Genomic DNA, 13,422 nt, shown 5'->3' on the forward strand with positions numbered 1-13,422 from the left:
TTAACCTCTAGTTTCTTCAACACTGGCGGCCAGAATCGCCAGAACCAGCTGCTGGAAATCCAGGCCGGCGGCACGCGCCGCCATCGGCACCAGACTGTGATCGGTCATGCCCGGTGCGGTATTGACTTCCAGGAACCAGAACTGCCCTTCGGCGTCCTGCATCACGTCTGCCCTGCCCCAACCGGCGATACCCAGCGCCTCACAGGCTTTGGCCGTGAGGTCCATGAGTTCTTTTTCTTTGTTGCTGTCCAGGCCACACGGGATCCGGTACTGGGTATCGGAAGCCACGTACTTGGCGTCGTAGTCGTAGAAACTGTGTGTCGTGCCCAGGGCGATTGGAGGCAACACCTGGTCACGCAGGGTGGCGATGGTGAACTCCGGACCTTGAATCCATTGCTCGACCAACACTTGCGAATCGTAGGTACTGGCCGCTTTCCATGCGTCGATCAACTCAAGAGCTGAAGACACTTTGGCCATCCCGATACTGGAACCTTCATGGGCCGGTTTGACGATCAAAGGGAAGCCCAGTTCCGTGGCCGCCGAAATACAATCGGCCTCGCAGCTCAACACGGCATGGCGAGGCGTCGGAATGCCGAGGCTGTGCCAGACCTGCTTGGTGCGCAGTTTGTCCATGGCCAGTGCCGAGGCCAGAATGCCGCTGCCGGTGTACGGAATGCCCAGGCATTCGAGCAGACCCTGCATACTGCCGTCTTCACCGCCACGACCGTGGAGGATGATGAAGGCGCGGTCGATTTTTTCGTTCAGCAGGCGCTGCAGCAGGTCATCGCCCACATCCAGACCGAAGGCGTCCACACCGGCGCTTTGCAGTGCTTCGAGCACTGCGTTACCCGACTTCAGGGAAACCTCACGCTCGGCACTCTTGCCGCCGAACATCACGGCGACGCGGCCGAAATCTTTCGGCGCGACAGTGGAGACGAGGTTGGCGTAAGCAGCAGTCATTTCAACTTCCCCACGCTTGGCGCGGCAACCGCGCCAGCGAACAACGGACTGTTCAATAGTTTCGGTGCGAGACCGCCGATATCACCGGCGCCCTGGCACAACAGAATGTCGCCGGCACGCAGCAGCGGCTTGACGATTGGCGCGAGGTCGATGCCGCGCTCGATGTAGATCGGGTCGAGTTGACCGCGCTGGCGAATGCTGTTGCACAGCTTACGGCTGTCGGCGCCCGGGATCGGCTCTTCGCCGGCCGGGTAGACTTCCATCAGCAGCAGCACATTGGCGTCGGCCAGTACATTGACGAAGTCGTCGTACAGGTCGCGGGTGCGGCTGTAACGGTGCGGCTGGTAGACCATCACCAGACGGCGCTCCGGCCAGCCACCGCGCACGGCTTTGATCACGGCCGCGACTTCGGTCGGGTGGTGACCGTAGTCGTCCACCAGCATCACGTTGCCGCCTTCAACCGGCAGTTCGCCGTATACCTGGAAGCGCCGCCCGACACCCTGGAACCCGGACAGGCCCTGGACGATGGCCTCATCGCTGACGCCTTCGTCGGTGGCGATGCAAATGGTCGCCAGCGCGTTCAGCACGTTGTGGTTGCCTGGCATGTTCACCGAGACATCCAGCGGCTCGCGATCTGGGCGCAGCACGGTAAAGAAGGTCTGCATGCCCTGTTGACGCACATTGATCGCGCGCACGTCGGCGTCTTCGCCGAAACCGTAAGTGACCGTCGGACGTTTCACCTGCGGGAGGATTTCACGCACCACCGGATCGTCCAGGCACACCACCGCCAGACCATAGAACGGCAGGTTGTGCAGGAACTCGACGAAGGTTTTCTTCAGTTTGTTGAAGTCGCCGTCGTAGGTCGCCATGTGGTCGGCATCGATGTTGGTGACCACGGCCACCAGCGGCTGCAAGTGCAGGAAGCTGGCATCGCTTTCGTCGGCTTCGGCGATCAGGTAACGGCTGGTGCCGAGCTGGGCATTGGTGCCCGCGGCATTCAGACGACCACCGATAACGAATGTCGGGTCCAGGCCACCGGCGGCGAACACCGAAGCGATCAGGCTGGTAGTGGTGGTTTTGCCATGGGTACCGGCGACGGCGATGCCGTGACGGTAGCGCATCAGCTCAGCCAGCATCTCGGCACGCGGCACGACCGGAATCCGGCGTTCCAGCGCGGTGGCGACTTCCGGGTTGGAAGTGTTCACGGCACTGGAGGTGACCAGCACATCGGCGTTCGCGGCGTTCTCGGCACGGTGGCCGATATAGATGTGGGCACCGAAAGATTCCAGGCGCTCGGTCACCGGCGAGGCTTTGAGGTCCGAACCGGATACTTCATAGCCCAGGTTCAGCAACACTTCGGCGATGCCGCACATGCCCACGCCGCCGATACCGACGAAGTGGATGCGACGGATGCGGCGCATTTCCGGATGAGGCATGGCTTTCTTATTCTCAACCATGGACCACCTCCAGGCAGGTATCGACCACGTTACGGGTGGCATCGGGTTTGGCCAGGCGGCGTGCCGCGGTGGCCATGTCGTTGAGTCGTTGCGGTTGCATCAAGACCTCTGTCAGGCGAGCGGCAAGATCCGCTGCGCCAGTCGTTCTTTGCGGCATCAGAAAGGCAGCGCCTTCACGGGCCAAATAATCGGCGTTGCGGGTCTGGTGATCGTCGATCGCGTGGGGCAAAGGCACCAGCATCGAGGGCAGACCGGCAGCCGCCAGTTCACTGATGGTCAGCGCGCCTGCGCGGCACACCACCAGGTCGGCCCAGCCATAGGCTTGGGCCATGTCTTTGATGAAAGGCTGCACTTGCGCCTCGACGCCAGCCGCGCGGTAGCGCTCTGCAGTCACTTCATCGTGGTTTTTGCCGGCCTGATGAAACACGTCCGGGCGCAGGTCGGGGGCGACTTGCGACAGGGCTTCAGGCAGCAACTTGTTCAACGGCTCTGCGCCCAGGCTTCCGCCCAGGATCAGCAAACGCGCCTTGCGACCGGCCAGAGCAGGTCGCGGTGTTTCGAGGAACAGCTCGGTGCGCACCGGGTTACCGGTGGTACGACGGCTGTTCGACAGGGTAAAGGTGTCGGGGAACGCTTCACAGACTCGGGCGGCCAACGGCACCAGCAACCGATTGGCGGTACCGGCCACCGCGTTCTGTTCATGAACGATCACCGGCACGCCAGCCAGTTTGGCTGCAACGCCGCCGGGACCGGTCACGTAGCCACCGAAGCCGACCACACACACCGGCCGCAGTTGACGAATGATCGCCCGCGCCTGCCAGATCGACTTGAGCAACATGAACGGTGCCTTGAGCAGGGACAATTTGCCCTTGCCGCGCAAACCGCTGGCGTTGATCCGATGCAATTGAAGACCGGCCGCCGGCACCAGATCGTTTTCGATCCCGCGAGGCGTGCCGAGCCAGTGCACGGTGTAACCGCGGGCCTGGAATTCGCGTGCACAGGCCAGTGCCGGGAACACGTGGCCCCCGGTGCCGCCGGCCATGATCAATACGTTAGCGCCCATGGTTCGGCTCCTCGGCGAAGTCGCTCTCATGGAATTCCATCTCTTCGCTGCCCAGGTGGGTTCGACTCTCCCACTCGATACGCAGTAACAAGCCAAGACAGGCACAGCAGATCACCAACGAACTGCCGCCATAACTGAGGAATGGCAGGGTCAGACCTTTGGTTGGCAGCAGGCCGACGTTCACCCCGATGTTGATCAGGAACTGACCGATCCACAGGAACGACAAGCCGTACGCGATATAGGCGGCGAAAAACTGTTTGGCCTTCTCGGCCCAATAACCAATGTACATGCCGCGAATACAGACAAAGACGAACAACGCCAATGTGCACAACGAACCCACGGCGCCCAGTTCTTCGGCCAGGACCGAGAACACGAAGTCGGTGTGGGCTTCCGGCAGGTAGAACTGTTTCTGCACGCTGTTGCCCAAACCAACGCCCAGCCATTCGCCACGACCGAAAGCGATCAACGCTTGAGACAACTGATAGCCAGCACCGAACTGGTCGGCCCACGGGTCCGCAAAGTTGGTCAGTCGCGCCATTCGATACGGCTGCATTTGAATCAACAACACCACCGCACCGACAGCCAGGACAACCATCAAGGAAAAACGGAACAGCCCGACCCCGCCGAGGAACAGCATCGCCGCAGCAGCCCCCATCATCACGACCGTGGCACCGAAGTCCGGCTCCATCAGCAACAGACCCGCCATCGGCAGCAAAACGATGAACGGTTTGAAGAAACCCATCCAGCTTTCACGCACTTCTTTCTGGCGACGCACCAGATAACCGGCGAGGTAAATCACCACGAACACCTTGGCGATCTCGGAAGGCTGAACGTTGAAGAAACTGAAGCCGATCCAGCGCATCGAACCGTTCACTTCACGGCCGATCCCGGGGATGATCACCATCACCAGCAAACCGAACGCACCAATCAGCATCAGCCAGCCCAGGCGTTGCCAGGTAGCGATCGGAATCATCATGGTGACGATGCAGGCACCCAGGCCCAGCACCACGTAGATAAGGTGGCGAATCATGTAATACAGGGCACTGCCCGACTGCACCGCTGCCACTTCGGTGGATGCCGATGCAATCATCACCAGCCCAAGACCCAGCAGCGCCAGGCAACCGGCGAGCATCGGAAAATCGAGGTCGATGCCGCGCCCGGTGATCAGTGGCGATGGATAAGGCTTGATGATATTGCTCAGGTTCATGCCAAGTCCTCCACGGCGCGGACAAACTGGTGACCGCGATCTTCGTAGTTCTTGAACATGTCGAAGCTGGCGCAGGCCGGCGACAGCAGCACCGCGTCGCCCGGCTCGGCGATGGCGCGGCATTGCGCGACGGCTTCATACAGCGAATTGACGCGAATCAGCGGTACGCCATCGCCGATGGCCTGGGCGATCAACTCGGAGTCCCGGCCCATCAGCACCACGGCACGGCAGTTGGCCGCGACCGGATCACGCAGATCCTTGAACTCGGCACCCTTGCCGTCACCACCGGCGATCAGCACGAGTTTGCCGTCGATGTCTGCACCCAGACCTTCGATGGCGGCCAGTGCGGCACCGACGTTGGTGGCTTTGGAATCGTTGTAGTAGCTCACGCCGTTGAGGTCGCGAACCCATTGGCAGCGATGCTCGAGGCCGGCGAAGGTGCGCAGGCTCGAGAGCATGGCATCGAATGGCAGACCCACGGCGTGGCCCAGCGCCAAGGCCGCCAGGGCGTTGGACTGGTTATGCGCGCCACGAATCTTCAACTCGCGCACCGGCATCAGGTTCTGGAATTCGAAAGCCAGATACTTCTCGCCCTCCTCTTCACGGATACCAAAGGCCTTGAAATCGGGCTTGCTCAAACCGAAGGTCCAGCATGGCTGGCCCTCGCCCATTAACGGGCGGCTAAGGGCATCCTGACGGTTAACCACGAACTGTTTGGCACCACGGAAGATCCGGTGCTTGGCCAGGTGATAGGCCGGCAGACCGCTGTAGCGGTCCATGTGGTCTTCGCTGATGTTGAGCACGGTCGCCACTTCGGCGTTGAGTTGATCGGTGGTTTCCAGTTGGAAACTCGACAACTCCATCACGTATAACTCGACATCGTCGCTGAGCAAATCCAGCGCTGGCGTACCGAGGTTGCCACCGACAGCGACACGTTTGCCGGCCGCAGCCGCCATCTCGCCGACCAGGGTGGTGACGGTGCTTTTCGCGTTGGAACCGCTGATGGCGACAATCGGCGCCTTCGCGTTACGCGCGAACAGCTCGATGTCGCCGGACAGTTTCACGCCACGGGCGGCGGCAGCCTGCAGGGCCGGGGTCGCCAGCGCCAGGCCGGGGCTCACGTAGAGCTCGTCGGCACGGCACAGGAATTCGACGTCCAGCTCGCCACAACGCACTTCCACGTGCGGATAGTCACGCTTGAGCGTGGCCAGTTCCGGTGGATTTTCCCGCGTATCGGCGACAGCGAACGACACGCCCCGGTTCGCCAGGAAGCGAACCAGGGACATGCCGCTCTTGCCGAGGCCGACAACGATGCGGAAGTGGTCAGAAGCGATCAGAGACACTGGTTCTACCTCAGCTTCAGGGTGGCAAGGCCGACCAGTACCAGAATCACGGTGATGATCCAGAAACGGACGATCACACGCGGCTCGGGCCAGCCCTTGAGTTCAAAATGGTGGTGTATCGGTGCCATGCGGAACACACGGCGACCGGTCAGCTTGAAGGACGCAACCTGGATGACGACCGACAGAGTCTCCATCACGAACACGCCGCCCATGATGAACAGGACGATTTCCTGACGGACGATCACTGCGATGGTGCCCAGGGCCGCGCCCAGCGCCAGTGCGCCGACGTCGCCCATGAACACCTGGGCCGGATAGGTGTTGAACCAGAGAAAACCCAGGCCCGCACCGATCAACGCGCCGCAGAACACGATCAGCTCGCCCGCGCCCGGTACGTAAGGAATCAGCAGGTATTCGGCGAATTTCACGTTACCCGACAGGTAGCAGAAGATCCCCAAGCCGCCGCCGACCATCACGGTAGGCATGATCGCCAGCCCGTCGAGGCCATCGGTCAGGTTGACCGCATTGCTCGAGCCGACAATCACGAAATAGGTCAGGACGATGAAACCCGCGCCCAGCGGAATGCTGTAGTCCTTGAGCATCGGCAGGATCAGGGTGGTTTCTACCGGCGTTGCCGCGGTCATATAAAGGAAGATCGCCGCGCCCAGGCCGAACACCGACTGCCAGAAATACTTCCAGCGGCTAGGCAGGCCGCGAGAATTTTTCTCGATGACTTTGCGGTAATCGTCGACCCAGCCGATGGCGCCGAACAGCAGGGTCACCAACAACACGACCCAAACGTAACGGTTGCTCAGGTCAGCCCAGAGCAAAGTGCTGACGCCGATGGACGACAGAATCAGCGCGCCACCCATGGTTGGCGTGCCGGACTTGGACAGGTGCGATTGCGGGCCGTCGTTACGAACGGATTGACCGATCTGACGGGTCTGCAAAGTGCGGATCATCCACGGGCCGTAGCACAGCGACAAGACCAGCGCGGTCAGCACACCGAGGATCCCGCGCAGGGTCAGGTACTGAAAGACCGCGAAGCCTTTGTAGAACTGTTGCAGATACTCCGCTAGCAGCAGCAGCATTAATGTTTCTCCAGACGGGTCCCGCACAAAGCGGCGACGATGTTTTCCATCGCGGCGCTGCGCGAGCCCTTGATCAAAATGGTGGTGTTTGTGTCCTGCTCGGCTTCCAGGGCCTTGATCAGCTCAGCCTGTGTGCTGAAGTGAAAAGCCTGCTCGCCGAAAGCGTGTACGGCGTGAGCCATCATTGGCCCGACCGCGTAAAGCGCGCAAACCTTGCCGCGGGCGTACTCGCCCACATCGCGGTGCCCCTGCTCCGCCCAATCGCCCAACTCGCCGATATCTCCGAGCACCAAAACGGTGCGACCGGAAAAGCCGGCGAGTATATCAACGGCGGCGCACATGGAGGTGGGGTTTGCGTTGTACGTGTCATCGATCACGCGCATGCCGTTAGTTGCCAGTTGCGCGACGGTGCGGCCCTTGACCGGTTGCACCGCGCCGAGACCGGTGGCGATGCCGAACAGCGACACGCCCAAGGCATGGGCTGCAGCGGCGGCGGCCATGGCATTGGCGACGTTATGAGTGCCGAGCAGGTTCAGTTGAACCCGCTCCACACCCTCAGGACTGTGCAGGTTGAACGCCGGGCAACCGCGGGCATCGCGGTCCAGGTCGCTGGCGTAGAAGTCAGCGCTGATGTTGCTCAGGGCAAACGTCAGCACTTTGCGACCGGCAGCTCGGGTTTTCCAGATTTCAAAAGCCTTGTCGTCGAGATTCAGCACGGCGACGCCATCGGCATCCAGCCCTTCGAGAATCTCACCCTTGGCTTCAACGATTTTTTCCGGCCCGCCGAACTCGCCGACGTGGGCGGTCCCGGCGTTGTTGATGACAGCCACGTGCGGCTTGGTCATGCCGACGGTGTAGGCAATCTCGCCGAGCCGCGAAGCGCCGAGTTCGATCACGGCAGCGGTGTGTTCCGGTGCCAGTTCGAGCAGGGTCAGCGGAGCGCCCAGGTCATTGTTCAGGTTGCCACGGGTCGCCAGCACCGGACCGCGCGTGTGCAGGATGCTCGCGAGCATTTCCTTGACCGTGGTCTTGCCGCTGGAACCGGTGATGGCCACGACCGGCTGAGTGAACGCCGCACGGTTCATCGCGCCCAATTGGCCGAGGGCCTGGCGGGTGTCCTTGACCAGCAGTTGCGGCAGCGCGCTGTCGGCAACTTCGCGCTCGACCAAGGCACCCACGGCGCCTTTGGCGGCGACGTCATTGAGGTAGTCATGGCCATCGAAACGCGGGCCGGCCAGAGCGATAAACAGTTGGCCGGGCTTGATCGCGCGGCTATCGATGCTGACGCCGTCGAAGCTGGCGTCGCTGGCAATCAGACGGCCATTCAATGCGCCGGTCAGTTCGCTCAGTTTCAAGGCTTTAAGCATGGGCCACCTCCCATGCAGTCAGGGCGTGATCGGCCTCGACCAGATCGGAGAAAGCGTGGCGCTCGCCGTTGATTTCCTGATAGTCCTCGTGACCTTTACCGGCCAGGACAATCACGTCATCCGCCGAAGCGCTGGCGATCAATTGGGCAATCGCCTGGCCTCGGCCGGCGACGAAGGCAACTTTATCCTCAGCGGTGAAACCGGCGCGGATGTCGTCGAAAATCACGGTCGGGTCTTCGGTGCGCGGATTGTCATCGGTGACCAGTACGCCATCGGCCAGACGCTCGACCACTTCCGCCATCAGCGGACGCTTGCCGCGATCGCGATCACCACCGCAACCGAACAGGCACAGCAACCGGCCTTTGGCGTGAGGACGCAGGGCCATCAAGACTTTTTCCAGCGCATCCGGTGTGTGGGCGTAATCGACCACCACCAACGGCTGAGTACCGCCGCCCAGGCGCTGCATGCGACCGACCGGGCCTTCGAGTTTCGGCAGCACTTTGAGGATTTCGTCCAGCGCGTAGTCCAGCCCGAGCAAGGCGCCAACCGCGGCCAACACATTGCTCAGGTTGAAACGACCGAGCAAGGTGCTGCGCAAATGGTGCTCGCCTTGCGGCGTAACCAGCGTTGCGCGCACGCCTTCGTCGTCGAACTGCGCTTCGCGGCAATACAGGTAGGCGCTGGAATCTTCCAGGCTGTAAGTGATCAGTCGCGACTCGCCTTTATCGGCAGCCAGTTGCCGGCCGAAATCGTCGTCGAGGTTGACCACCCGGCACTTCAAATCATTCCAGGCAAACAACTTGGCCTTGGTTTCGCCATAGGCCTGCATGGTGCCGTGGTAATCCAGATGATCGCGCGACAGGTTGGTCATCACCGCCACATTGAACGCCAACGCAGTCACGCGGCCCTGATCCAGGCCGTGGGAAGAAACTTCCATGGCCACGGCTTTGGCGCCGGCCTTCTTCAGGTCGGCGAGAGTCGCTTGCACCGCAATCGGGTTCGGCGTGGTGTGCAGACCGCTTTCCAGCGCGCCGTAGAAACCGGAGCCCAGAGTGCCGACGATGCCGCAGTGTTGACCGAGCAGGTCGAGCGCTTGGGCGACCAATTGGGTCACGCTGGTTTTACCGTTGGTGCCGGTCACGCCGATCAGATTGAGGTGACGGCTCGGTTCGCCATAAAAACGCCCGGCAATGTCCGACAGCTGCGCCGCCAGGCCTTTGACTGGAATCAGCGGTACGTCGGTAATCGGCAGCACGGTCGCGCCTTCGACTTCATAAGCCACAGCAGCAGCGCCGCGTTGCAAGGCGTCGGCGATGTGCGCACGCCCGTCGAACTTGCCACCAGGAACCGCGAGAAACAAATCGCCTGCTCGTACGTTGCGGCTGTCCAGCGCCAATTCGCGGATCAACAGATCGCGGCCGGCGTGGGCAAAAATCTTGTTCAGGCTCAGCGACATCAGCCGCGCCCTCCATTAGCTTTCAGCGGAACGACCGGTGCGGCGTTCGCTTGTTGAGTGGCTGGCAGGTTGTCCGGGGTGATGTTCATCAGACGCAGGGTCCCGGACATCACTTTGCTGAACACCGGCGCCGAGACCAGACCACCGAAGTAACCGGCCTTGGTCGGTTCATCGATCACCACCACGATTGCGTAACGCGGATCGTTCATCGGGCCGAAACCGGCGAACAGCGAGCGGTAGGAGTTCTCGGCGTAGCCTTTGGTTCCGACCGACGTTTTACGTGCGGTACCCGACTTGCCGCCCACGTGATACGCCGGCACCTGCGCACGGAATACACCGCGCGGGGCTTCGATCACTTGTTGCAGCATGGTTTGCATGGTTTTTGCGACGGCTTCCGGCAATACCTGTGTGGTTTGCGGCGCCTTGTCGGTTTTGATCAGGGTCAGCGGCGCGAGACGACCATTATTGGCCAGGGCCGAGAAGGCGTGGACCAACTGGATCGCGGTCACGGAAATACCGTAGCCGTAGGACAGCGTGGCGGTTTCAGCCTTGCGCCATTCGCGGTAGTTCGGCAGGTTGCCGACGCGCTCACCCGGGAAACCCAAGCCGGTGTCCTGGCCTAGGCCGACTTTCTGCGCCAGGCGGAAAATCGTTTCGCCGCCGATATCGAACGCGACCTTACTCATGCCGACGTTACTGGAATTGATCAGAATGCCAGTCAGGTCGAGTACCGGGCCTTCGCTCTTGGATACGTCCTTGATGGTGTACTTACCAATCTGCAAGGTGCCTGGATAAACCTCAACGGTATCGGTCGGCTTCCAACGCCCGGTTTCAATCGCGGCGCTCATGGAAATCGCTTTCATGGTCGAACCCGGCTCGAACACGTCGATCATCGCGCGGTTGCGCATCATCGCCGGTTGCAGGTTGCGACGGTTGTTCGGGTTGTAGGTTGGCTGGTTGACCATGGCGAGAATTTCGCCGGTCTTCACGTCCATGATCACCAGGCTGCCAGCCTTGGCGCCGTTCTCGATGATTGCGTTGCGCAGTTCACGGTTGGCCAGGTATTGCAGGCGCAGGTCAATGGACAACGCCAAGGGCTTGCCGGCCTTGGCGTTTTTGGTGACCTGGACATCCTTGATCAACCGGCCGCGCCGGTCCTTGATCACCTGTCGTTTGCCGGGCACGCCGGCCAGCCATTCGTCGTAGGCCAGCTCGACGCCTTCGCGTCCGTGGTCATCGATGTCGGTAAAGCCGACCATATGGGCGGTAACTTCACCGGCCGGGTAAAAACGCCGGAACTCTTCGATGCCATAAACACCCGGCACTTTCAGATCGAGCACAGCCTGGCCCTGCTCGGGGGTCAGCCCGCGCACCAGATAAATGAATTCTTTGTTGGCCTGGGCTTCGAGACGTTCGGCCAGGGCTTTCGGGTCCTGCCCCAAGGCAGCCGCCAATGCCGGCCACTTCTCTTTGGCCGTTTGCATTTCCTTGGCGTTGGCCCACAGGGTGGTGACCGGAGTACTCACGGCCAACGGCTCGCCGTTACGGTCGGTGATCAGACCACGGTGAGCCGGAATCGGAATATGACGAACACTGCGCGCATCGCCCTGACCTTTAAGGAAGGCACGGTCGACCACTTGCAAATCGATGATGCGCCAGGCAATCGCCGCCACCATGATGCCGAGCAACCCGACCACCAGACGGAACCGCCATGGAAAGAGCGCGCCTTCAAGTTTCATCATGGCGCCACCATCTGCACTTCAGCGGCGCCGGGAATGCGCATCTTCAGTTGCTCGGTCGCCAACACTTCGATACGGCTGTGAGCCGTCCAGGTGCTCTGCTCGAGAATCAACCGGCCCCACTCCGCCTGCGCCTTGTCGCGCACGCTCAATTCGTTGTACAGCGAATTCAACAGCTGACGGTTCCAGTGCGCGCTATAGGACACGCCGATGGCCGACACGAGCACGCCGACAAACAGCAGCAGCATGAAAAAGCTTCCGCCGGGAAGTGGCTTGGCGAAAAGCTTGCTCACCGCAACTTCTCCGCGACACGCATGATGGCGCTACGGGAACGTGGGTTGGCTTTGAGTTCGGCCTCGGAGGCGGACTGCGCTTTGCCATGGATTTTGATTTTCGGTTCGAAAGCGACGTGACGGACCGGCAGGTTGCGCGGCAGGTTGTCGGCTTCGCCTTTCACCAGTTTGCGCATGAACAATTTGACGATGCGGTCTTCCAGCGAATGGAAGCTGATCACCACCAGACGACCGCCCACTTCCAGACATTCCAGAGCGGCTTCGAGACCGGTTTCCAGATCACCCAGTTCGTTGTTGACGTGAATACGCAGGCCCTGGAACGCACGGGTGGCCGGGTTCTTGCCCTTTTCCCACGCCGGGTTGGCGACTTTCAGCACTTCAGCCAGATCGCCAGTGCGCTCGAACGGCTTGATGTCGCGACGCTCGGCCACGGCACGCGCCATGCGGCCGGAGAAACGTTCTTCGCCATATTCCTTGAACACCCGGGCGATTTCTTCCACCGGCGCGGTGTTGACGAACTCGGCGGCGCTGATCCCGCGGGACGGGTCCATGCGCATGTCCAACGGGCCGTCGTTGAGAAAACTGAAACCGCGCTCAGGGTCGTCGAGCTGCGGCGAAGACACGCCGAGGTCGAGCAGAACACCGCTGACCTTGCCGGCCAGACCGCGCTCGGCGACTTCCGATCCGAGCTCGGCAAAGCTGCGCTGTACAACGACAAAGCGGCCGTCTTCGGCCGCTAGCGTTTGCCCGGTGGCAATCGCTTGAGGATCTTTGTCGAATCCGAGCAACCGTCCATCAGGTCCGAGCTGGCTGAGGATCAACCGACTGTGTCCGCCACGTCCGAACGTACCGTCCAGATAGCAGCCATCAGGACGTACGGCGAGAGCCTCGACGGCTTCGTCAAGCAATACGGTGATGTGGTTAAAGCCGCTATCAATAGTCACAGGATCAAATCACGCAGTTCATCAGGCATAGCGCCCGGTTGTTGAATAGCAGCCAGGTCAGCGGCAGAAACCGCATTCCAGGCATCCTCGTCCCACAATTGGAACTTGTTCAGTTGGCCTACCAACATTGCGCGCTTATCCAACTTGGCATATTCGCGAAGACGCGGCGGAACCAGAAAACGACCACTGCCATCGAGCTCGAGGTCGACGGCATTACCAATCAGTAAACGTTGCAGGCGGCGGTTCTCTTCGCGAAGCGAAGGCAGTGCGCGCAGTTTGGTTTCGATAATTTCCCACTCATCGAGGGGATAAACACACAAACACGGATCAACGGCATCGATGGTGACGATTAATTGACCGGAACTACGCGAAACCAGCTCGTCACGGTACCGGCTCGGCATAGCGAGACGGCCCTTTGCATCGAGACTGATAGCGTTAGCTCCGCGAAACACGTCAGCGTTTCTCCAAATATTAGCGTTTTACGCTCAAAAAACCCACTTCATGC

12 protein-coding genes are annotated in these 13,422 nt (G+C 61.0%); all 12 read right to left on the reverse strand.

Annotated features, from left to right (window positions below; all coding sequences use genetic code 11):
* Genes IC37_RS04475 through mraZ form a run of 12 tightly spaced genes read right to left on the reverse strand, consistent with a single transcriptional unit; the run spans window position 1 to window position 13,369 of the window.
* Window positions 1-960: a D-alanine--D-alanine ligase gene (locus tag IC37_RS04475; protein WP_030129823.1), complete on the reverse strand. Its 960-nt coding sequence runs from the start codon at window positions 958-960 to the stop codon at window positions 1-3.
* Window positions 957-2,417, reverse strand: a complete 1,461-nt coding sequence (murC, locus tag IC37_RS04480; RefSeq protein ID WP_030129822.1) for a UDP-N-acetylmuramate--L-alanine ligase — start codon at window positions 2,415-2,417, stop codon at window positions 957-959. The genes IC37_RS04475 and murC overlap by 4 nt, the downstream gene beginning before the upstream one ends.
* Complete coding sequence (gene murG, locus IC37_RS04485) at window positions 2,410-3,480, reverse strand: undecaprenyldiphospho-muramoylpentapeptide beta-N-acetylglucosaminyltransferase (protein ID WP_030129821.1); 1,071 nt, start codon at window positions 3,478-3,480, stop codon at window positions 2,410-2,412. Before murG ends, murC begins: the two co-directional genes overlap by 8 nt.
* The gene (ftsW, locus tag IC37_RS04490; protein ID WP_030129820.1) at window positions 3,470-4,687 is read right to left on the reverse strand and encodes a putative lipid II flippase FtsW; all 1,218 of its coding nucleotides are present in this window, start codon (window positions 4,685-4,687) and stop codon (window positions 3,470-3,472) included. Before ftsW ends, murG begins: the two co-directional genes overlap by 11 nt.
* Window positions 4,684-6,030: a UDP-N-acetylmuramoyl-L-alanine--D-glutamate ligase gene (gene murD, locus IC37_RS04495; RefSeq protein WP_030129819.1), complete on the reverse strand. Its 1,347-nt coding sequence runs from the start codon at window positions 6,028-6,030 to the stop codon at window positions 4,684-4,686. Before murD ends, ftsW begins: the two co-directional genes overlap by 4 nt.
* 5 nt (window positions 6,031-6,035) lie before the next feature.
* Entirely contained in the window at window positions 6,036-7,118 is a 1,083-nt protein-coding gene (gene mraY, locus IC37_RS04500) for a phospho-N-acetylmuramoyl-pentapeptide-transferase (RefSeq protein ID WP_030129818.1), read from the reverse strand.
* Window positions 7,118-8,485 (reverse strand): UDP-N-acetylmuramoyl-tripeptide--D-alanyl-D-alanine ligase, encoded by a 1,368-nt coding sequence (gene murF / locus IC37_RS04505; protein ID WP_030129817.1) that lies wholly within the window; start codon window positions 8,483-8,485, stop codon window positions 7,118-7,120. The genes mraY and murF overlap by 1 nt, the downstream gene beginning before the upstream one ends.
* A complete protein-coding gene (locus IC37_RS04510) occupies window positions 8,478-9,941 on the reverse strand; it encodes a UDP-N-acetylmuramoyl-L-alanyl-D-glutamate--2,6-diaminopimelate ligase (RefSeq protein WP_030129816.1) in 1,464 nt (487 codons plus the stop codon). The genes murF and IC37_RS04510 overlap by 8 nt, the downstream gene beginning before the upstream one ends.
* A complete protein-coding gene (locus tag IC37_RS04515; RefSeq protein WP_177409379.1) occupies window positions 9,941-11,680 on the reverse strand; it encodes a penicillin-binding protein 2 in 1,740 nt (579 codons plus the stop codon). The genes IC37_RS04510 and IC37_RS04515 overlap by 1 nt, the downstream gene beginning before the upstream one ends.
* Window positions 11,680-11,973 carry a cell division protein FtsL gene (ftsL, locus tag IC37_RS04520; RefSeq protein ID WP_030129814.1) on the reverse strand — a complete coding sequence of 98 codons (294 nt, stop codon included), beginning with the start codon at window positions 11,971-11,973 and terminating at the stop codon, window positions 11,680-11,682. Before ftsL ends, IC37_RS04515 begins: the two co-directional genes overlap by 1 nt.
* The gene (rsmH, locus tag IC37_RS04525) at window positions 11,970-12,917 is read right to left on the reverse strand and encodes a 16S rRNA (cytosine(1402)-N(4))-methyltransferase RsmH (protein ID WP_030129813.1); all 948 of its coding nucleotides are present in this window, start codon (window positions 12,915-12,917) and stop codon (window positions 11,970-11,972) included. The genes ftsL and rsmH overlap by 4 nt, the downstream gene beginning before the upstream one ends.
* Window positions 12,914-13,369, reverse strand: coding sequence for a division/cell wall cluster transcriptional repressor MraZ (mraZ, locus tag IC37_RS04530; protein ID WP_003205355.1), 456 nt, complete (start codon window positions 13,367-13,369; stop codon window positions 12,914-12,916). Before mraZ ends, rsmH begins: the two co-directional genes overlap by 4 nt.
* Window positions 13,370-13,422: the final 53 nt, after the last annotated feature.

This window comes from Pseudomonas sp. QTF5 (assembly GCF_000512695.2).
Taxonomy (GTDB): Bacteria; Pseudomonadota; Gammaproteobacteria; order Pseudomonadales; family Pseudomonadaceae; genus Aquipseudomonas.